Origin of the sequence: Capnocytophaga sp. oral taxon 902 (assembly GCF_013394735.1) — a bacterium.
In the GTDB taxonomy this organism is placed as follows: domain Bacteria; phylum Bacteroidota; class Bacteroidia; order Flavobacteriales; family Flavobacteriaceae; genus Capnocytophaga; species Capnocytophaga ochracea.
Map to the genome: position 1 here is coordinate 390,461 of NZ_CP058261.1, position 21,117 is coordinate 411,577.

General features: G+C 41.1%; 22 protein-coding genes. 9 read left to right on the plus strand and 13 right to left on the minus strand.

What is annotated here, in order from left to right; all coding sequences use genetic code 11:
* The first annotated feature begins 4 nt into the window (after window positions 1–4).
* The 4 genes from HW278_RS01650 to HW278_RS01665 all read left to right on the plus strand — a co-directional run bounded on the left by HW278_RS01650 (window position 5) and on the right by HW278_RS01665 (window position 3,761).
* Window positions 5–1,375, plus strand: coding sequence for a M16 family metallopeptidase (locus HW278_RS01650; protein ID WP_178976736.1), 1,371 nt, complete (start codon window positions 5–7; stop codon window positions 1,373–1,375).
* 136 nt (window positions 1,376–1,511) lie between these two features.
* Complete coding sequence (locus HW278_RS01655; protein WP_220389378.1) at window positions 1,512–1,670, plus strand: hypothetical protein; 159 nt, start codon at window positions 1,512–1,514, stop codon at window positions 1,668–1,670.
* A gap of 186 nt (window positions 1,671–1,856) precedes the next feature.
* Window positions 1,857–2,924, plus strand: coding sequence for a class II fructose-bisphosphate aldolase (gene fbaA, locus HW278_RS01660; protein WP_002672889.1), 1,068 nt, complete (start codon window positions 1,857–1,859; stop codon window positions 2,922–2,924).
* Window positions 2,925–3,032: 108 nt separating this feature from the next.
* Window positions 3,033–3,761, plus strand: coding sequence for a Bax inhibitor-1 family protein (locus HW278_RS01665; RefSeq protein ID WP_009410716.1), 729 nt, complete (start codon window positions 3,033–3,035; stop codon window positions 3,759–3,761).
* 282 nt (window positions 3,762–4,043) lie between these two features.
* Here HW278_RS01665 and HW278_RS01670 read toward each other — a convergent pair whose 3' ends face one another.
* The 6 genes from HW278_RS01670 to HW278_RS01695 are packed head-to-tail and all read right to left on the minus strand — an operon-like array spanning window position 4,044 to window position 8,997.
* Window positions 4,044–5,162 carry an ABC transporter permease gene (locus HW278_RS01670; RefSeq protein WP_178976738.1) on the minus strand — a complete coding sequence of 373 codons (1,119 nt, stop codon included), beginning with the start codon at window positions 5,160–5,162 and terminating at the stop codon, window positions 4,044–4,046.
* A 7-nt stretch (window positions 5,163–5,169) separates the two neighbouring features.
* Window positions 5,170–6,276 carry an ABC transporter permease gene (locus tag HW278_RS01675; RefSeq protein WP_178976739.1) on the minus strand — a complete coding sequence of 369 codons (1,107 nt, stop codon included), beginning with the start codon at window positions 6,274–6,276 and terminating at the stop codon, window positions 5,170–5,172.
* Between the two features lie 3 nt (window positions 6,277–6,279).
* Window positions 6,280–7,017, minus strand: coding sequence for an ABC transporter ATP-binding protein (locus HW278_RS01680; protein WP_178976740.1), 738 nt, complete (start codon window positions 7,015–7,017; stop codon window positions 6,280–6,282).
* Window positions 7,014–7,985: an ABC transporter ATP-binding protein gene (locus HW278_RS01685; protein WP_178976741.1), complete on the minus strand. Its 972-nt coding sequence runs from the start codon at window positions 7,983–7,985 to the stop codon at window positions 7,014–7,016. The genes HW278_RS01680 and HW278_RS01685 overlap by 4 nt, the downstream gene beginning before the upstream one ends.
* A 35-nt stretch (window positions 7,986–8,020) precedes the next feature.
* Entirely contained in the window at window positions 8,021–8,446 is a 426-nt protein-coding gene (locus HW278_RS01690) for a hypothetical protein (RefSeq protein ID WP_178976742.1), read from the minus strand.
* Window positions 8,447–8,463: 17 nt separating this feature from the next.
* Window positions 8,464–8,997 carry a hypothetical protein gene (locus tag HW278_RS01695; RefSeq protein WP_178976743.1) on the minus strand — a complete coding sequence of 178 codons (534 nt, stop codon included), beginning with the start codon at window positions 8,995–8,997 and terminating at the stop codon, window positions 8,464–8,466.
* Between the two features lie 50 nt (window positions 8,998–9,047).
* On the opposite strand from HW278_RS01695, the gene HW278_RS01700 reads away from it, so the two are divergent.
* Complete coding sequence (locus HW278_RS01700) at window positions 9,048–9,377, plus strand: DMT family transporter (RefSeq protein WP_178976744.1); 330 nt, start codon at window positions 9,048–9,050, stop codon at window positions 9,375–9,377.
* Between the two features lie 8 nt (window positions 9,378–9,385).
* Here HW278_RS01700 and HW278_RS01705 read toward each other — a convergent pair whose 3' ends face one another.
* The 7 genes from HW278_RS01705 to HW278_RS01735 all read right to left on the minus strand — a co-directional run bounded on the left by HW278_RS01705 (window position 9,386) and on the right by HW278_RS01735 (window position 15,017).
* The gene (locus HW278_RS01705) at window positions 9,386–9,943 is read right to left on the minus strand and encodes a hypothetical protein (protein WP_178976745.1); all 558 of its coding nucleotides are present in this window, start codon (window positions 9,941–9,943) and stop codon (window positions 9,386–9,388) included.
* Window positions 9,944–10,066: 123 nt separating this feature from the next.
* Window positions 10,067–10,465, minus strand: coding sequence for a hypothetical protein (locus HW278_RS01710; protein WP_048747098.1), 399 nt, complete (start codon window positions 10,463–10,465; stop codon window positions 10,067–10,069).
* Between the two features lie 312 nt (window positions 10,466–10,777).
* Window positions 10,778–11,068, minus strand: coding sequence for a hypothetical protein (locus tag HW278_RS01715; RefSeq protein WP_002672917.1), 291 nt, complete (start codon window positions 11,066–11,068; stop codon window positions 10,778–10,780).
* Window positions 11,069–11,073: 5 nt separating this feature from the next.
* Complete coding sequence (locus tag HW278_RS01720) at window positions 11,074–11,673, minus strand: hypothetical protein (RefSeq protein WP_002672919.1); 600 nt, start codon at window positions 11,671–11,673, stop codon at window positions 11,074–11,076.
* Between the two features lie 173 nt (window positions 11,674–11,846).
* A complete protein-coding gene (locus HW278_RS01725) occupies window positions 11,847–12,779 on the minus strand; it encodes an HlyD family secretion protein (RefSeq protein WP_178976746.1) in 933 nt (310 codons plus the stop codon).
* 109 nt (window positions 12,780–12,888) lie between these two features.
* Window positions 12,889–14,181 (minus strand): TolC family protein, encoded by a 1,293-nt coding sequence (locus HW278_RS01730; protein WP_178976747.1) that lies wholly within the window; start codon window positions 14,179–14,181, stop codon window positions 12,889–12,891.
* Between the two features lie 221 nt (window positions 14,182–14,402).
* On the minus strand, window positions 14,403–15,017 hold the full coding sequence (locus tag HW278_RS01735; protein ID WP_009744555.1) for a TetR/AcrR family transcriptional regulator: 615 nt from the start codon (window positions 15,015–15,017) through the stop codon (window positions 14,403–14,405).
* Window positions 15,018–15,323: 306 nt separating this feature from the next.
* On the opposite strand from HW278_RS01735, the gene HW278_RS01740 reads away from it, so the two are divergent.
* From HW278_RS01740 to rpsA, 4 genes are all read left to right on the plus strand, one after another.
* Window positions 15,324–15,503 (plus strand): hypothetical protein, encoded by a 180-nt coding sequence (locus tag HW278_RS01740; protein ID WP_178976748.1) that lies wholly within the window; start codon window positions 15,324–15,326, stop codon window positions 15,501–15,503.
* A gap of 334 nt (window positions 15,504–15,837) precedes the next feature.
* The gene (alaS, locus tag HW278_RS01745; RefSeq protein ID WP_178976749.1) at window positions 15,838–18,471 is read left to right on the plus strand and encodes an alanine--tRNA ligase; all 2,634 of its coding nucleotides are present in this window, start codon (window positions 15,838–15,840) and stop codon (window positions 18,469–18,471) included.
* Window positions 18,471–19,034: an ACP phosphodiesterase gene (locus HW278_RS01750; protein ID WP_178976750.1), complete on the plus strand. Its 564-nt coding sequence runs from the start codon at window positions 18,471–18,473 to the stop codon at window positions 19,032–19,034. Before alaS ends, HW278_RS01750 begins: the two co-directional genes overlap by 1 nt.
* A gap of 289 nt (window positions 19,035–19,323) precedes the next feature.
* The gene (gene rpsA / locus HW278_RS01755) at window positions 19,324–21,084 is read left to right on the plus strand and encodes a 30S ribosomal protein S1 (RefSeq protein WP_002672939.1); all 1,761 of its coding nucleotides are present in this window, start codon (window positions 19,324–19,326) and stop codon (window positions 21,082–21,084) included.
* The last annotated feature ends 33 nt before the right edge of the window (window positions 21,085–21,117 follow it).

The window sequence follows — 21,117 nt, forward strand, 5'->3', positions numbered from 1 at the left end:
AAAAATGACACATATAGACCGCTCTATACAACCCACCCCAGGAGCTGCTCCTATCATTAATTTAGGGACACCTGTTACTCATACCCTCCCGAACGGACTCACTCTCCTTATTGTGGAGAACCATAAACTTCCTCAAGTGGGAATTCGCCTTTCGTTAGACGAATGTCCGGAATTAGAAAAAGAAAAGAAAGGGATTTCTGACCTTATTTCGCTAATGGCGGGCAATGGCTCTACCTCTATCAGTAAAGACGATTTTAATGAGGAAATAGACTATCTCGCAGCGACTCTCTCTATCGCTTCTAATGGCGTTTATGCCCAAGTACTCTCTAAATACTTCCCGCGTGTGTTGGCTCTCATTGCCGATGCTGCCCTGCACCCTAACTTCACCGTAGAGGATATGGAAAAAGAAAAAGCACGCATTATCCAAAGTATTCGTGCCAATGAGAGTAATGCCGAAGTAATTATGAAGCGCGTACAACAAACCTTGCGCTACAGTACGGCTCACCCTTACGGCGAATACATTACCGAAGCTCACATCGCTACCCTCACCTTAGACGATGTAACTAACTATTACCGCAAACGTTTTGTACCTAACAACGCCTATTTGGTTGTTACAGGTGATGTAAACCCCCAAGAGGTAATTACTTTGGTAAACGAACATTTCGCTAATTGGCAACCTTTTTCAGAAGAAGCTCCTGCCTTATATATTCCTGAGAATGTAAGTGAAACACAAATCAACTTTATAGACTTACCCAGCGCGTTACAATCGGAAATAAGGGTTACGAACCTCATCGACCTAAAAATGTCGCACCCTGATTACTTTCCTCTATTGGTAGCCAACAGTATTTTAGGTGGAGATTTTGGCAGTTATATCAATATGAATTTGCGGGAAGAACACGGCTATACTTATGGAGCTTTTTCTACTTTCAAAACGGATAAATGGACAAAAGGCAATTTCAGCATCAAGACCAAAGTAGGGAATGCCGTAACAGCACCTGCTATTAGGGAGATACTCAAAGAAGTGAAGCGCATACAAACTAGTGTAGTGAGTGAAGAAAAGTTGGCACAAGCCAAAGCACAGTACTTAGGTCAGTTTGTACTGGCTACCGAGCGTCCGCAGACGATTGCCAATTACGCTATCAATATAAAAGTGCGCAACCTACCCGAAGATTTTTACAAGAACTATATTGCAAACATCAATGCAGTAACCAAAGAAGACGTACAACGAGTTGCTAATAGCTATTTCCTATTAGAAAACTTCAGAATCATCATTGTAGGCAAAGGCAGTGAGATAGCAAGAGAGCTTGAAAATATTAGCTTTGAGGGGAAAAAAATCTTTGTGAAGTATTTTGATAAGTATGGGGAAGCAATTTAGTGAAAAATGAAGCGTTAAAGGTACAAGTCGCACAGGCAGGTGCGAGCCGCACGGGCAGTCGTAGCACGACAGGCAGATGAACAAAATATCCTCTCCCCAACCCTCTCCCAAGGAGAGGGAGTGTAGTAACGGAAAAGTGGGACGAAGGAATGACGAACAAAAGACGAACAAAAGACGAACAAAAGACGAACAAAAGACGAACAAAAGACGAACAAAAGACGAACAAAAGACGAACAAAAGACGAACAAAAGACGAACAAAAGACGAACAAAAGACGAACAAAAGACGAACAATGAACGAAGAAAGGGAACATCTAAACCAAATATAAGTCGAAGATAAGTGGTGAAAAATACGAAGTAATTTTGGTTATTTGAACTAAAAAATATAAGATTTATTTTGAAGATATATGAGAAAATCGTATCTTTGCCGTCAATTATGACATAATGAGTAATTCTGAAAACTAAAATTAATTATATTAAAGAATGGCACATAACATTAAAAAAGGCGTAATTCTTGGAAAAGAAGTACAAGAAGTATTTAAATACGCTAAAGAAAAAGGCTTTGCTCTTCCTGCAGCCAACGTTATCAGTTCAAACTCTATCAACGCTGCATTAGAAACTTCAGTAGCTGTAAATGCCCCAATGATTATCCAATTTTCTAACGGTGGTGCTCAGTTTATGGCTGGTAAAGGATTGAATAACGACAACCAACGCGCTTCAGTTCTCGGAGCGGTAGCAGGTGCTAAACACGTTCACCAATTGGCAGAAGCCTACGGAGCATCTATCATTTTGCACACTGACCACTGCGCTAAAAAATTACTTCCTTGGCTTGATGGTATGCTTGAAGCATCAGAAAAACACTTCAAAGAAACAGGTAAACCATTGTTCAGCTCACATATGATTGACCTATCGGAAGAGCCTATCAAAGAAAATATTGAAACTTGCAAACGTTATCTTGAACGTATGAGCAAAATGGATATGACTTTGGAAATAGAACTCGGTATGACCGGTGGTGAAGAAGACGGGGTAGACAACTCACACGTAGATAGTAGCAGGCTCTTCACACAACCAGAAGACGTAGCTTACGCTTACGAAGAACTTTCTAAAATTAGCTCACAATTCACCATTGCAGCTGCTTTTGGTAACGTTCACGGGGTGTACAAACCTGGCAATGTGAAATTGACACCAAAAATTTTAAGAAATTCACAAGACTACGTTTCAAAGAAATACAATTTGCCTCACAACGCACTTGACCTCGTATTCCACGGAGGTTCAGGCTCTACCCTCGAAGAAATCCGCGAGGCTATTTCTTATGGTGTAATCAAAATGAATATTGATACCGACTTGCAATACGCTTTCACTGAAGGTGTTCGCGACTATATGAAAGCTAAATCAGCTTACTTGCAAGGACAAATAGGTAACCCAGAAGGTCCCGAAGCGCCTAACAAGAAATACTACGACCCACGTGTATGGCTTCGTGAAGGCGAAAAGACATTTGTTACTCGTTTGAAAAAAGCGTTTGAAGACCTTAACAACGTAAATACTTTATAGTAGTATTTCCCCACCTGATAACTTTGCCAAAAAGCTACAGCAACCTCTGCCAATAGACTTTTTGGCAAAGTTTTTGATATATGAACACAAACATTTTTAATTAAACATATGGGATATAATTCAAATTACGACAGTTACAACACTAACTATCAATCACCTCAAATAGTAAGCTATGCTACTAATGAGGCACAAGCTACCTTTTACCGCAAAACTTACTCACACGTAGCAATGGCACTTTTGGCATTTATAGCTGTAGAAGCTATTTTGCTAAATGTAGTACCAGAAAGCCTTATCATCTCTATGGTAAGTGGCAAATGGGTATGGCTATTGATTTTGGGAGGCTTTTGGTTAGGCTCAATCCTTGCCAGCAAATGGACGCAAGCACAAGATAAGAATACCCAATATATGGGCTTAGGGCTTTATGTGTTACTTGAAGCTGTTATCTTTATGCCAATAATCTTTTTGGCGATGTACTTTACCGATGGTACGGCTATCCTCTCGCAAGCCGGTATTATTACACTTGCTTTATTTGGCGGACTTACAGCGGTGGTATTCCTCACCCGTGTAGACTTTTCGTTCTTGCGTAGTATATTGGTAATAGGAGGTTTTGTAGCCTTAGGACTTATCGTGGCAGGAGCTATCTTTGGTTTCGATTTAGGACTTTGGTTCTCAGTAGCAATGGTTGCTTTGGCAGCAGGTGGTATACTATATGAAACTTATAACATCAAAAATGTATATAGCACAGACCAATACGTAGGGGCAGCCTTGCAGTTGTTCTCTTCTATTATGCTACTTTTTTGGTATATATTGAGAATACTTATGTCGAGAAGAGACTAATCTGTTCTCCTAAAATATTATAGTCAAACAAAAATAAATTGCGAATAAATAGACTTGTCCTTAGAGAGCGATTTGCAAATTGCCTCTACGATATACTAAAAAAATAACTGATTATTAGTGTATCAACTTTGCCAAAGTCTGAAACTTTGGCAAAGTGTAGCGACGCAAAATTTGCAAACCAATTCTAATAGACTGTAAATGATAAGTTCCATCATTGAGTACAATGAGATTAGTACTCTTGATGGAACTCTTGTATTATATGAGGTTATATGAGAGATTATGTTAGCTTGTCTTCTTATAATTCCAAATAGCCCAACTATTAAGTAGCACAGCGAATCCTACAAGATACAAAAACTCTATGTGTAATTGTGCAAAACTACTGCCTTTGAGCACAATTAAGCGGACAGCATTCACAAAATGGGTTACCGGAATAGCATTACTCACCTGTTGACTCCACGCGGGCATACTGTCTACACTGGTGAGGAAACCACTCATCAAAAGGAATATCATTATAAAGAAATAGGCGATAAACATAGCTTGCAACTGCGAATCGGCATAGGTGGAAACTAGAAGTCCGAAGCCGAGAATCGCGATGAGGTACATTATCGCAAAGGCGTATAAGGTGAGTAGATTTCCTGCGGGGAAGATACCATAGACTACATACATCACGGTGAGCCCCAAGGTAAAGAGAATGAGCCCCACTACCAAAAAGGGAATGAGCTTGCCTAAGATAAACTGCCACTTCTTGATAGGCGTTACATTAATCTGCTCGATAGTGCCTATTTCCTTTTCTTTGACTACATTGAGAGCTGAAAGAAAGCCCCCGATAATAGTGAGTAATATAGCTAAAATGCCTGGAACAATATAGCGCGTATATTGCATATAGGGATTGTACCAGTGTGTATTCGCCACACTGAATTTGGCTATATTGCTTATCCGTTGGGGTGTTTTCACATTTATATCGAGCTGGGTGTTGAAATCGCGTATTACCGAAAGCAAATAGGCTCCCCCTAAGGACGATTTGCTCCCATTAATCGCATCGATAGAGAGACCGAGTGTCTGCTTTCCTTCGCGTACGAGGTTGCGCTCAAAACCTTCGGATACTTCCAAAACTACATCAGCTTTACCGTCTTCTATCAGGGCGATGCCTTCTTTGTAAGAGAAAGGAGCCTCTACGAGTTTAAAGTAACCCGAGGCAGTAATCTTCTGTATCAGTTGGTGAGAATAGGTACTCTGGTCGTGGTCGATATACACAAGGTTAATGTTCTTCACATCGAAATTGGCAACTAAGGGCAATATAATCAGCTGCATCATAGGCGCCACAAGCATCATTGCCAAGATGGTCTTATCTCGGAATATCTGCTTAAATTCTTTTTGGAGTATAAATGATAAGGTTTTCATTTCTTCTTTATTGTAATCTAATCTTAAACTTCTTCATTGCAAGGCTTAAGAAAATTACTGCCATTGCTATTAATATCAGCGTTTCTTTCCATACATAAGTAAAATCCAATCCTTTGAGCATTACTTTCTTCACGATACTGTAGTAATAACTTGAGGGGAAGACTTTAGATATCCCCTGAAAGATAAGAGGCATATTCTCTATGGGGAACATAAAGCCGGTAAAGAAAGCCGTGGGGAGCATCATTCCCATCATAGCGATGAGCATAGCTGTTTGTTGTGAGGCGGTAACGGTGGATATGAGTAGCCCCAACGACAAACAGATGATGATAAACAAAGTACTCTCGGCGTAAAGCAACAGCAGATTGCCACGTATCGGGACATCAAGCATATAGACCGATAGCAGGAGTATCACGGTAAAGTTGATGAGCGAGAGAATAAGGTAAGGCACAGCTTTGGCAATGAGTATCATTATAGGTTTGAAAGGCGATACCAAAAGGATTTCCATAGTGCCTAACTCTTTTTCGCGCACCACCGCTACCGAGGTGAGGGCAGTACTCACTATCATAAAGACGAGCGCAATCACCCCAGGTACGAAGTTCATAGAGCCATTCTGCTCCTCGTTATACAGCATTCGGTTTTCAACGGTTATCTGGTAGGGTAGTTGCACAGTAGGGTTCAGCTCTTGCTGATAGCTTGCTACCATAGCCGAGAAGTAGTTTTGCACTGTTTTAGCCGTATTGGGGTCGCTCCCATCGGTGATGAGTTGTAGCGAGGTACCACTGGGGGTGTAGAGATCTTTGCCGAAATCGGAAGGGAAGATGAGCGCAGCTTTTATTGTGCCACGCTTGAATTGGTCTTCTACTTGGTCGTAACGAAGCAGAGGCTCTTTTAACTTAAAATACGGACTCGCCTGCAAGCGGTGTGTGATTTCTTGGCTATAGGTGTTGTTTGCCTCATCTAATACAGCGATACCGATATTCTTGACCTCGCTGCTGAGGGCTTGACCGAAAAGGATAATCTGCGCTATGGGAATACCGAAGAGTATCAGTAGCGTGCGACGGTCGCGGAATACGTGATAGAATTCCTTGCGTATAAAGGCGATAAGCTGTTTCATTGTTTAGTCTGCTGAACGTTTTGCTTTACGGGCGAGTTGGTAGAACACCTCGTCCATTGAATGGGTATTAAACTGTGATTTAAGTCGGGTGGGCGTATCCATTGCTTCCACTTTGCCGTCTACCATTATGCTGATGCGGTGGCAGTATTCGGCTTCGTCCATATAGTGGGTGGTAACGAATACGGTGATGCCCTGTGCGGAGGCTTCGTATATCATATCCCAGAACTGTCGGCGCGTTATGGGGTCTACGCCACCGGTGGGCTCGTCGAGGAATACGATTTCGGGACGATGGAAGATAGCCACCGAGAAGGCGAGCTTCTGCTTCCAGCCAAGAGGTAGCGACCCTACGAGTTTGTTGGCTTCTGCCTCCAAGCCGAGCTTGGTGATAAGATCGGTACTGCGGGTTTTGATTTCCTTGCGACTCAAGCCATAGACACCTCCGTAAAAGGTGATGTTTTCCTGCACGGTGAGGTTGTCATACAACGAAAACTTCTGACTCATATAGCCGATGTGCTTTTTAATTTGCTCTTGCTCTCGATAGACATCAAAGCCTGCTACGCTAGCCTCGCCCGAAGTAGGGTAGGAGAGTCCGCAGAAGATGCGTATAGCAGTGGTTTTCCCCGCACCATTGGCACCGAGGAAACCGAAGATTTCGCCTTTTTCAACGGTAAGGGAAATGTTGTTCACGGCTTTGAAATCGCCGAATTGCTTTGTTAGGTTATGACAGTGGATTGCGTTCATTTGTTAATTTGCCGATTTGTCAATTTGTTGATATTAGGTGAGGGCGAATTGCCATTCGCCCCTACATCACCCTCCATTAATCGTATAAAACTATCCTCGATGGTGGGGGTAATGGCTTCCCATTCGAGGTGGGGGAAGGTGGTTTTCAGCTGTTGCTCGAATATGAGAATGTGGGTGTTTTCTTTGAGAGTAATGTGTAGGTACTCGCCAAAGGGGTAACAGCTATCAATGTTGGGGTGCTCGCGCAGGTGCTGAAGCAGAGCATATAGGTCGGGAGCCTTGATAGCATAGAGTGCCGTAGGGTACTGGGCGATGATTTGCTCGGGGGTGCTGGTGGAAAGCACCTTGCCTGATTGTATTAAGGCTATGCGGTCGCACAGGCTGGCTTCATCCATATAAGGGGTGGAAACGAGTATGCTGATGCCTTGCTCCTTCAGTTTCTTCAGCATTTCCCAGAACTCTTTGCGTGAAACCACATCTACCCCTGTGGTGGGCTCGTCTAACAAAAGGACTTTGGGCTTGTGAATGAGGGCGCAACAAAGGGCTAACTTCTGCTTCATACCCCCTGAGAGCTTGCCCGCGCGACGGTTGCTAAACGGCTTTATTTGCTCGTAAATATCCTTGATAAGGTCGTAATTCTCAGAAATAGTCGTACCAAAAACGGTAGCGAAGAAGGAGAGGTTCTCCTCAACAGTGAGATCTTGGTACAGAGAGAAGCGCCCAGGCATATAGCCCACGTGCTTGCGGATTTCCTTATAGTCCTTAACGATATCCCAGCCCTCGATGTTTGCAGTGCCCTCATCAGGCAAGAGGAGGGTGGTGAGCATACGAAAGACGGTGGTTTTGCCCGCCCCATCGGGACCGATGAGCCCGAAAAGTTCGCCCTTTTTAACTTCTAAGGAAAAGTGTTGCACGGCGTGAGTATCGCCGTAGGACTTGCTGAGGTTATGTATACTTATGCTTGTCATTTGTTGATTTGTCGATTCATCAATATGTTATTTTCTTAAAATGATTGCCAGTTAAGCAGTTGGAAATCATCTAAAATATATTCTTTTCCCGTGTAACTATTATAAAAACAAATCTTATTTTCTTCCGCTTTGACAGAAGGATACCAGTCATCTAAAGAAGCATATTTACTATGTTTCGGATCAATAATTAGGGTTACAACACCTGACCACTGATGAGGTTTCACGGCTTCTATTGATATAAAGAGACTTTTGGTCAATTTATCTATACTTATTTGCTTGATATTTCTCAGGTAGCACCAATAGGGTAATTCGTTGTTTGACTCAGGGAAATATACTGAGCAAATCTCATCTCCGTGTGGAGGTTGTGTTTCATATCTTAACAACATACGCCCTCCTAAGTAAGCTACTTCGTATGTGCGCTCTGTGAGAAGGGTTATTCTACATTCTTCTGTATCAAACATATTTACTAATTATGAGGTTATTTTTCGTTTTCTGTATCAAGGCAAAAGCAGAGGTCTCTGCCTTCGGGGTCTTTTTCTATATAACAATCTTTTCGCAAGGGATAGTCCCAATCGCCGTTAAGGTTTTTTACTTTCTGATAAGGGGGTACATATACAGTGCCTTTGTTCCAGAGGATTTGAGCATATAGTACTCCGTTGCAATAGGCATAATGCCCAAAAGGGTTCATTTTCTTTGAGGGATAACACGTCTGAAAGTTCTTACGACCGTCATAATCGCGTAGAGCTTGCGCCCCCATAAACTTCTGAGTAAAGCATTCGTTATCCTCTCCGAGCTCGTTTTTGTACAATTCGTAGAATACAGGACGGTCTTCTTCGAACGATGCGTAATCTTCGACACTTATGCGGTAATAGCGTTCATAGCCTGCTACCCAACTTACAAGTACTTTCATCAAATGGGTTTCGATTGCTTCGCAATAGCCCACAGAGAAAAAGTGTTCTCGGTCTACGAGCTCTTTAGTGAGCTTTATGTGTTCTATGAGTTTTAATTTCATTTTCAGTAAAATTGTTATATTTTTGCCACGAATTTAGATACTATACTTATATGCATTACCTATACCTCACTTTAGCGATTGTTTTAGAGGTCTTAGCCACTGCTCTTTTAGGTAAATCAGAAGGGTTTACCAAGTGGTTGTTTGCGCTAGGCTCGCTGTTGTCTTATGGTGTTTGTTTTTATTTTTTATCCTTAGCCCTCAAGAATATTCCGCTGGGGGTAGCCTATGCTATCTGGTCGGGGGTGGGGATTGTACTGACAGCTATCGTGAGTATTCTTGTTTTTAAGAACAAAATAGACTTGCCTTTTGTATTGGGTTCCCTGCTTATCATCGCTGGGGTGGTGGTGATTAACCTCTTTTCAAAGGCAAATGGACACTGATTTTCCTTTTATTTTTTGTCTTTTCTTCTTGTTATCAAAATAAATACTACGCATATTACCAGTCCTACAAGAGCGGGTTTGGCTACTGACCAACCGCTTGCTCCACTGCTCACCACGCTCCATAATAGTTTTAAAAGCGCTGCTAACACTACGGTGTAGAGCAATAAGCGCCATTTTCTCTTCCACGCTGAGACTATCAGCAGATAGAAAAAGAGCGGTACACTTAGTGAGAAAAGTATCTTTTTTGTGTCCCACATGCCTTTGAGATAGTCCATTTCGTAGGCTAAGAAGCCGAGCACCTTAAGGTCGGTTTGTTGTGGAGTGGTGAACCAAAACATACTAGTAAATAGGCAAAAGATACTCAATGACACTCCTGCATACGATTTTCTCAAAGCAAAATACACCATAGGCACGATAAAGAGTGGGCGCACATACCAGCTCAATATATTGTGATGTCGCGCAAAAGTCCACTCAAAAAAGGAGTCATTAGTGAGAAAGACTACTATAAAAACTATGGTAAGCAGGACGAAAATCGTTGCTATTACTTTGTCGTATTTCTTTAACATAGGGTTGTATTTGTTAGTAAGCTACAAAAAATGTGCTAAGAATGTGAGCTACAAGCTCTATTTTTGATAGACACACGAGCCACAGGCTCGCGCCAGCGGGGGGGTTCATATATAAATCTCTTTTTATTGTTCTTTTTTTCTTGCACCTAACCACAATAGGAATATAAGTAGCCACATTATAACACTTTCAGGAAGTATTTTGGTAAGGTTACCTCCATCGCTTGTTAGGGTACTAAATGCAATACTTGCCCAACGTACTGCTAATAAAGCCATTACAAACTGAGCAATATACTTGCCTGCGTTGTCGTTCTTGCGCAGTGCCATTAACACTAAAGCGATACCCATTACTACGTTTTCGGCGGCTATGATATGCCAAAGATAATTGAATGTTACCCTACTTTCAGCATCAATATTTGTGTTTGACAAGGCAGGGAAAACAGTTGCAAAGCCGTTTATCTCGTGAGTAACGGCAGAGAGTAAGCAAAATACTCCCACTACAAGGTAAAAATAATTACGTATCATATTTTTTTTATAATTGTTACTAATTTAATTTCTAAAATCATTTGTTTTATTTTGGAACTTATATCGGGGTATAGAATTCCGACCAGAGTTGTTCAATCACTCCATACCTGTTCTCCCTTTAAATGAACTGGATAAAGAAAGCCCCAATAATCAGACTAAAAAAGAAAGAGAAAAACGGACAAATATACATGAAAAACGAAGCATACCTCAATCCCTTAAAACCATCAGAAGAAAAAAGGGAAAACAAGCAAAAGACCTGTTGATAACTTTTTGATATAGTCTATATAAAACTTTATCGGATAAGTAAATATATTATTTTATAGGTAATGTCTTTTTTATCTTGTTGTATTCTTCAATGATAGACCATGTTTTTTTGGTAATTAAGTTATCCCAAGGCCAAGAATCTATTGACCAGCGCATAATCTTATCTAAATCATTGGATAAATTATCACCAAATGATTTAGATGAAATATTATCACGTATGATAGAAAAGATATAAATTGCTTTCTCCAGTTGATGGGCAGGAAAGTAACTATCTTTCTTCTGAAGTTCTGCCTTCAACTCTGATATTAAACAAATTAAATTATTAGCAAAACTTTCCATATGAATTAAATTAAACTGGTTACAGGGTCATCTACCACAAATTTTTGAATTTGCCCTCCGCTTAAGTTCCCTTGAGGAGCAGCAACGCCTTCAAAAAGTAATGTTCCTTTTTTTATTTGCCATTGTTTTATATCTGTCATGTTATTCCATTCGGGCTTAATAGCAAGACTATTACGTGAAGCTGGAAAAGTTTCAAATAAATAACGCCCATTTGCCGTAGCTTTCAAACCCTTGTCATGGAATCTTATACCATATTCATTAGTGCGAGCTGTCAGACGGATAGCCTCGCCCCTGCAACCGTAGAAAATATCCCACGTCGAGCTTCGGGGGTTGAATATACGTAGCGTGGTGCCGTACTCGGCATCGGGCTGTTTGTTTTGCAAACGCTCCGAGCGTGAGGGGACAATAAAAACATCTTGTATCGCCGTACCTTCCAACACCCAAGAGAAAATCCATTCGCCTTTTACGCGTCTGGGTTCGTCGGCTTCCAGATGGTCTACCCATTCGATATTCCATTCGCCCACCAAAGCACCGAAAAAATCATATTCTTCCGGTATGCGTGGGTCTTTTTTGTCATAATGCAATGCTTTGATAAATTCGTTCATAAATTATTAGATATTTTTGTTGCTATTATAATGACAAAGATACGAATTTTTTGTTTTTCTCCCTATCCTCTCCTATACAATTTCTCTTTCCATACATATTTCATATGTGTAGGGGAATATACCTAAAACTAATAAGGAAAGATGTTGAAAATAGTCACTTTTCTTTGGTCAGTTTATTTTTTGAACACTACTTCTCCGTACATTCCTATCTTGAGATAGCCGTCGTTTTTAACCTTTATCTTGATAGCGTATACGAGGTTGGCGCGTTCAGATTTTGTTTGTATCGTTTTGGGAGTGAACTCGCTCTTTTGGGATATCCAGATAATTTCGCCTTGATAGGTGCGGTATGCGCCTTTTCCGGCATCGGTGCGCACGGTAACTTGCTGCCCTAACTTGATTTGGGATAGTTGGTCACCGGTGATGTAGGCTTTGAGGGTTAGTACATCAGTATTAGCAATCTTATAGAGTGGTTTTCCAAACGTCTGCATTTCTCCTTTTAGGGCGTAGTTAGTAAGCACAGTGCCCGCAATGGGGTTGATAATTTCACCCTGATTGATTTGCTCTTGAACAGCCTGAGCATTCTTTTGCAGAGGGGCTTCTTGGCTGAGCACGTTGCGGTTCTGGGTGTTGATGTTGGTTAGGCTCACCTTGAGTTGGTTTTCGGTTACGGCTATCTGCTTGCGAAGCTGGTCGATGAGGGCGGAGAGGTCGTCCAATTGTTTTTGTGTGGCAGCTCCACCACGTACTAAGTTCTGCGTACGCGTGAGTTCACGTTCCTGTTGGGCGAGTTGTGCACGCTGTACTTCGAGTTGGCTACGAATGAGTGCCACCTGGTCGGCAGGGTTTTGGGTTTTCTCTTTGAGTGAGGCAATAGTGGCTTCCACCTGCTCTTTCTGTATCTTGAGGAGGGCGACGTTTATCTGACCGACCTTTTGACCTTCGGTAAGAGTTTTGCCTTCCTCTACATCGTAGTCGATGAGTTGCCCCGTCTGTTGGGCAGAAACAATGACTTCGTCGGCTTCGAAGTTGCCAGAAGCGTCGAATTTGTTCTTATTATTGCAAGCTATTAAAGCTATCAATGTGGTAATAAGTGCTATCTTTTTCATTGGTTTAGATGTTTAGCCCCCCGCCCCCGAAGGGGGAGAATCCGCAAAAGGGGCGGTTTTTATTCTATTAATTGGTTATTTAATTATATGATGGATGTGCTATTTATTACTAATCATTAACAATTAGTTTTTGGTTCTCTTGTGCTTGGAGGAGTTGTATTTGGTGCAGGATAAGAGTTTGCTGGGCAAGATGCCAAGCATTGACTTTCTGCAAGTATTCGTGAGTGGTGATAACCCCGTTGTCTAACTGGACTTCAGCTGCTTTGGCGACAGAGTGGCGCAAAGTTACCGATGCTTCATCTTGTTCTATCAGCTTTTGTAACTTTTTGAGTTGCTCGGACTGCTGAGTGAGTTCGAGTTTTGTGTTGAGTAAGAAGGCTTGGCGATCGGCTATGAGACTTTCGCGGTTGAGGCGTAGGATATGTCTCTTACTTGAAAGGTTGTATAGTGGACTTAAATTCCACTGCAAACGAAGCCCCGTGATGTAATAGAAATCCGCTTGGTTGCTGAGCATATTAAGCGTGGGACGCCCGTAACCGCCTTGAAAAAAAGCACTGAGCTTAGGTATATATTCGCTATTAAGCTGTTTTTCTTGCGCTTTAAGTAACGATTCCTGTAGCTGAAACCCTTTGAGTTCAGGACGAAAAATTTCGGTGGATAGGGTTTGAGACTGGGGTTGAGACTCAGGCTGTGTGAGCTGGGAAGCGTTGGTGAGCTCTTTGCCTATAAAAGTAGACAGCATTTGCAAGTAGGTAGCTTGGGTGGCTTCGTACTCAGTGGTTTGCATTGTCACGCGGAGGATTTCGGCTTTCAGCTCGTCTACATTGCTGGGGAGGATCGTGCCGTTTTTTAGGGCTACTTCCGCCTTCTTGAGTTGTGACTCAAGCGTTTCGATATTAAGGCGGTTTTGAGATAGCTGCGCATTGATGAGGAGCACCCCAAAATATAGGTTGCTCACGCGTTGTTTTAGGGTGTACAATTGGGTTTCGACCGCTTGTGCTTGCACGGCACTTTGAGCTTTGGCGACTGCCTTCTGACTGTGAATCGCACCACCTCCATAGAGAAGCTGGCTCACCTCGCCTACTACCTTATATTGCTCTTTGTCAATCGTAGGCAAAGAGACGTTAGGAGGCAGTGGAAGTGCTCCTACAATGGTTTTAGTGAGGTCGGTTACCTCCGACTGGTAAGTGGCTTGCCCTAGGATAGAGACCTGTGGGAGGTAAGCACGGTTGGCATTGGCAAGGGTATAGCCTTCGGTTTTGGCTACCAAATCGAGCTTTTTGACGGTAGGGTAGTTCTCACGAGTAAGACGATAGCAGTCCTCCAAAGAAAGGATAGCCTGCGCTTGCGCGGTGAGAGTGAGGGCTATAGATGCGGTGAGTGTTAAAATAAGGTGTTTCATAGTGGCAATCCTCACCCCCGTTCCCCTCTCTTTCGGAGAGGGGGCAAGCAAGCCATAAAACAGAGTAAAAGACTGATGAATTAAGGCTTTTAGGGGTATTATAGTGTTAATAAATTAGTTTAACCATTTGGTTAGGGTATAGATAAAAAAATGTTATTTAGTCTCCGTTCCCCCGAAGGGGGACAATCCGCAAAGACATTTGTTTAAGAGAAATCGTATTATTATTTCCATAGTATTGCTTTAATCCATTGGGGGATAAGGGTTTTACGCTGGAGCATTAGGGCTTTGTACTGTTCTTCGGGTATGTTGACAATTGAGGTTAGGATAGGTTTTGCAATGAAAGGAAATATCACCAACCCGATGACGTTTAGGATAGCTTGCATTAGGTTAGGCTCTGTGATTTCGCCACGAGCTACAGCTTCGGCATATTGACGGGTGAGCACAGAGTGAGTAAGTGCCTCTTTAATAGGGTTTTGCTCTACAAACGCTTGCGGGTTAGGACGCACCTCATTGAGTATAAAGGTAGGTAATTCGGGTTCTTTGAGGAGTAAATCGACGTAGTTAGAGACGATGAGGTCTATTTTCTCATCGAGAGAGGTACTTTCGTCGTTCAGCATAAGGTTTACTCCTTTAAAGAATTGCGCCATTGTTTCCATCATTACCATTTCAAAGAGCTTTTCTTTACTACGAAAATAATAGTTGAGCATTGCGTGGTTGATACCCGCTTCTTCGGCGATGTCGCGAGTGCGTGTACCTGCAAAACCTTTCTGATGAAAGACTTTGCGGGCAGCGGCTTTGATGCGTTCTTCGGTGCTTATATCTTTTGTCTTCTTCATCGTTACTTCTGATTTTCGGGGACAAAGGTACAACAAGTTTTTTAATTAACCAAATGGTTAGAACAAAAATTTAAATTACATAGTACGTAGGTAGTAGTAACAAACTAAAAGTTATACATTTACATATATAAATAGAACCTATGGAGAGGTGAAAAATTAGAAAATTAGCAAATGGGAAGTGTAGTTAATGGTTAATGGTTAATGATTAATGGTTAATGGTTAATGATTAATGGTTAGTGGTTAATGATTAATGATTAATAGTGAAATTGGGAGAGGATTATAGAAAGCTTATAGGATAATTAAACAATGAGTGGCTTTTCAGTGGGTCTACAGTGGCTCTACAGTGGCTCTACAGTGGCTCTACAGTGGCTCTACAGTGGCTCTACAGTGGCTCTACAGTGGCTCTACAGTGGCTCTACAGTGGCTCTACAGTGGCTCTACAGTAGCTCTACAATGAAGACTGACCAAAGATTAATTGAATACTAACTGAATAGTAATTGAATTTAGAATGTTACTAATATCAATCAAGGGTTGAATTAATTGATGTGAAAAGAGTGTAGCTTACGCTACAGAAATCTTACAAATTTTTACAAATAAAACAAATAGTCAGTAAGCTATCTGAAAGTCTCGCAAAGACTTCACGGATTACACAGATTTAGCACAGATAATTCTTTTGTAAAACATCATTATTCTGCGGATTGCTCAGTTAAAGCTGAGGAAGAAATTAGCAGATTAGCAAATTTGTGAATTTGCTAATTAGTTCGTATCTTTGCGCCCTGAAAATGTTAATTATTAACTGTCAATCGTTAGTTAAAAATATATGACTTCGCAAGAAATAAGAGAACAATTCCTAAAATTCTTTGAAAGCAAAGGGCACACTATTGTCCCCTCGGCTCCTATGGTGGTCAAAAACGACCCTACCCTGATGTTTACCAACGCTGGTATGAACCAATTTAAAGAGTTTTTCCTTGGTAATGCTAAACCTAAATACAAACGGGTAGCCGATACTCAAAAGTGTTTGCGCGTATCAGGGAAGCACAACGATTTGGAAGAGGTAGGTCGCGACACGTATCACCACACGATGTTTGAGATGCTTGGCAACTGGTCGTTTGGTGATTACTTCAAAAAAGAAGCCATTAGCTGGGCGTGGGAATTGCTCACCGAAATATACAAAATTCCCAAAGAAAACCTCTATGTAACCGTTTTTGAAGGCAGTGAAGAAGACGGCGTGCCTTTTGACCAAGAAGCCTATGATATATGGAAAGAACGGATTGCTGAAAACCATATACTTCTCGGAAATAAAAAAGATAACTTTTGGGAAATGGGTGACCAAGGTCCTTGTGGTCCTTGTACCGAAATTCACGTGGATATCCGTTCAGATGAAGAGAAAGCGAAAGTGCCAGGTCGCGACCTTGTGAATAACGACCACCCTCAGGTAATTGAGATTTGGAACAATGTGTTTATGGAGTTCAACCGCAAAGCCGACGGTAGTCTCGAAAAACTACCTTCTCGCAACGTGGATACAGGTATGGGGTTTGAACGCCTCTGTATGGTATTGCAGAAGAAACAATCAAATTACGATACCGATGTGTTTACCCCACTCATTCACAAAGTGGAAGAGATTACCCAAAGTAGATATACCTCAGGCGACCGTGTAACTCCTGAACAAGAACAAGTAAATATTGCGATTCGTGTGATTTCAGACCATATTAGGGCTGTGGCTTTTGCTATTACCGACGGTCAGTTGCCCTCTAACAATGGTGCTGGTTATGTGATACGCCGTATTTTGCGTCGTGCTATTCGCTATGGTTTTACTTTCTTAGACCAAAAAGAACCGTTTATATACAAATTAGTAGAGACACTCTCTAACCAAATGGGAGGTACTTTTCCCGAATTGGAGAAACAGCAATTCCTGATTATGAGCGTCATAAAAGAAGAAGAAGCCTCTTTCTTGCGCACGCTTGAACAGGGTTTATTGATGCTAGATGTAATGATACAAAACAGTCCTGGAAAGCAACTATCGGGCGGTAAAGCCTTTGAATTATACGACACTTACGGCTTCCCCAAAGATTTGACAGCGCTCATTCTTTCGGAGAAAGGGCTCACTATGGACGAAGCTAGTTTTGAAGAACAATTACAAAAACAAAAAGAGCGTTCACGTGCAGCAGCTCAAATAAAAGCTGACGACTGGGTAATACTCCGCGACGACGATGAAGAGGAGTTTATAGGCTATGATACCTTAGAGGCTGTGGTGCGATTGGTGAAATATCGCAGAGTGGAAAGTCAGAAAGACGGTACTCATTTTCAGCTGGTATTCAACACTACTCCTTTTTATCCGGAAGGAGGTGGACAAGTGGGCGATAAAGGTACTCTTCAAAGTGCTAACGGTGAGCTTATCTATATTTTAGATACCAAGAAAGAAAATAACCTTATCATTCACATTTCAGAACACCTGCCTACTAATTTAAACGACCCTTTCAAAGCAGAAGTACATTCAATATCACGTGAAATGGCAGAAGCTAACCACAGTGCTACCCACCTATTACACCAAGCTTTACGCGAAGTGTTGGGTACACACGTTGAACAGAAGGGCTCTCGTGTAGCTCCTGAAACTTTGCGCTTCGACTTCTCACACTTTGCTAAACTTACTGAGGAAGAGCTCAAAAAGGTAGAGCAATTGGTAAACAAACGTATTTTTGAGAAAATTCCTTTGCAAGAGCATCGTAATATTCCTATGCAACAAGCAGTGGAATCAGGAGCTATGGCACTCTTTGGTGAAAAGTACGGAGACCGTGTGCGTATGATTCAGTTTGGTGATAGCAAAGAGCTTTGTGGGGGAACTCACGTAAAGAACACAGGCGATATTTGGTATTTCAAAATCATCTCAGAAGGTGCAGTAGCAGCAGGTATCCGCCGTATTGAAGCGATTACCCGTGGAGGAGCTATGAAGTATTTTACAGAACAAGAACAGCTGGTAGAACAAATAAAAGAAACGCTGAAAAACGCGCAAGACCCTGTAAAAGCGATTAGGCACTTGCAAGAAGAAAATGCAGCTTTACACAAAGAGCTTGAACAGTTGAGAAAAGAACAAGCTAAACAACTTAAAACAAGCATCAAAGCTGAATTTACAGAAGTAAATGGTGTTCAGTGTCTCGTAAAACAAGTAGATGCAGAAGTGGCAACTCTCAAAGACCTTGCTTTCGAGTTAGGTAATGAGGTAAAAAATGCTTTTGTATTCTTTGCATCAGCTCACGAAGAAGGCAAAGCACTCTTGTTATGCTATATCAATAAAGAATTGGCACAAGCCAAAGGTTTAGACGCTGGCAAAATAGTACGCGAATTAGGTAAATACATTCACGGAGGTGGAGGTGGTCAACCATTCTTCGCAACCGCAGGAGGTAAAAACCCCAGTGGTATTACCGAAGCACTTTCTAAGGTAAAAGATTATTTATAATGAACTTTTTGGCTCATATTTACCTTTCAGGCGAAGGCGATGAACTGCTCACTATTGGCAACTTTATCGCCGATACCGTACGAGGCAAAGAATACTTACAATACCCCGAAGCAATGCAACGGGGTATTTTATTACATCGCAGAATAGATACTTTCACTGATGCACACGCCATTTTCCGGAAAAGTAAACACCGATTGGTGCCTACTTACAACCATTACGCAGGGGTGCTGGTAGATATTTTTTACGATTATTGTCTTGCTAAACATTGGAAAGAATATTCTGATAAATCCTTAGAACAATATGTTCAGCACTTCTACGACACCTTAGAACGCCATCAACAATTGCTCAACAATAAAGCTCAAACTTTGAGTAAATACATCATTGCCGAACGTTGGTTAGAAAGCTATCAAACCTTTGAAGGCATCTCTTCCATATTATACCGAATGGATAGGCGTACAGGCTTTGTTTCGAAAATGCAATATGCCATAGAAGATTTAAAAAGAGATGAAAAATTATATGAAGAAGAATTTACTCAGTTCTTTAAAGAAATACAAATGATGTAATTACAAAAACTTTTCAGTAAAATCGATTGTTTCTTAGTAATATTTCTACTTAATACAATACCCATATAATTATCTAATAAACAAACAGATACACAGTTACAAATAAAAAAACATCTTCAAAAATCATAAAATTATTTGGCTAGTTCAAAGATTATTTGTAATTTTGCCATAATTTTTTAAGGGCATAGAGTATTAATTTATCATTATTGTTTCATTCTTTCCTATTAGAAATAACCCTACTAAAATACTCTCATTCCTAATTAGGAAATACAAATTTTATTATCAGCAAATGGCTGAAAACACTCAAAATCCAGAAGAGTTCTTACAGAACTTTGATTGGGACAAGTACCAAGAAGGTATTGACAGCGTACAAGAAGACCAATTGAAAAACTTCGAAGAATTGGTTAAAAACAATTTCGTTGACACTCAAGACAATGAAGTAGTAGAAGGAGTAGTAACTCGCATCACTGACAGAGAAGCGATTATCGACATCAACGCTAAATCAGAAGGCGTTATCTCTCTCAACGAGTTCCGCTACAATCCGAACCTCAAAGTAGGTGACAAAGTAGAAGTGCTTATCGATATCCGTGAGGATAAAAACGGTCAGTTAGTACTTTCACACCGCAAAGCACGTACGCTTAAAGCTTGGGATAGAATTAACTTGGCACACGAAAACGGCGAAATCGTAAACGGTTTTGTAAAAAGCCGTACCAAAGGCGGTATGATAGTAGATGTATTTGGCATCGAAGCATTCTTACCTGGTTCTCAAATCGATGTGAAACCTATCCGCGATTACGAACAATTCGTAAACAAAACAATGGAATTCAAGATTGTGAAAGTAAATCACGAGTTCAAAAACGTAGTGGTTTCTCACAAAGCGCTCATCGAAGCAGATATCGAAGAACAGAAGAAAGAAATCATCAGTCAACTCGAAAAAGGACAAGTACTCGAAGGAGTTGTGAAAAATATCACTTCTTACGGTGTATTTGTAGACCTTGGTGGCGTAGACGGATTGATTCACATCACCGACCTTTCTTGGGCTCGTATCAATCACCCAAGCGAAGTGGTATCAGTAGACCAAAAATTGAACGTAGTTATCCTCGATTTCGACGACAACAAATCACGTATCCAATTAGGTTTAAAACAGCTTAGCAAACACCCTTGGGACGCTCTTGCTGATGACCTTAAAGTAGGCGATAAAGTAAAAGGTAAAGTAGTGGTAATTGCCGACTACGGTGCTTTCGTAGAAATCGCTGATGGTGTAGAAGGTCTTATCCACGTTTCTGAAATGTCTTGGAGTACTCACTTGCGTTCTGCTCAAGATTTCGTAAAACTCGGCGACGAAGTAGAAGCTGTTATCTTGACTCTCGACCGCAACGAGCGCAAAATGTCTTTGGGCATTAAACAACTTACCCCAGACCCTTGGATTAACATCACTGAAAAATATCCAGTAGGTTCTAAACATACAGGTACTGTTCGCAATTTCACTAATTTCGGTGTATTCGTAGAACTCGAAGAAGGTATCGATGGTCTTATTCACATCACCGACCTTTCTTGGACTAAGAAAATTAAACACCCATCAGAATTTGTAAACTCTGGTGATAAGATTGAAGTAGTAGTACTTGAATTAGATGCCGAAGGACACAAATTGTCATTAGGACATAAGCAAACCACTCCTAACCCTTGGGACAAATACGAAACTGAATTTGCCGTAGGTACAGTTCACAAAGGTACTATTTCTAAAATGGTAGATAAAGGTGCTACTGTTCCTTTCAACGACGATATCTTAGCGTTTGTTCCTTCACGTCACTTAGAAAAAGAAGACGGAAAGAAATTGGGCAAAGGAGACACTGCTGATTTCAAAGTGATTGAATTTAACAAAGAATTTAAACGTGTAGTAGCTTCTCACACTGCTATCTTCAAAGAAGAAGAAGAGAAAATAGCTAAAGAAGCTGCTGTAAATACCAGCTCATCTACAGTCGAAAAATCAACACTTGGTGATCTTGAAGCATTACAAGAGTTGAAAGACAAGATGGAAAAAGAGAAGTAATTTAGTTTTTTTCATAATTTTTTGTTTTAATGA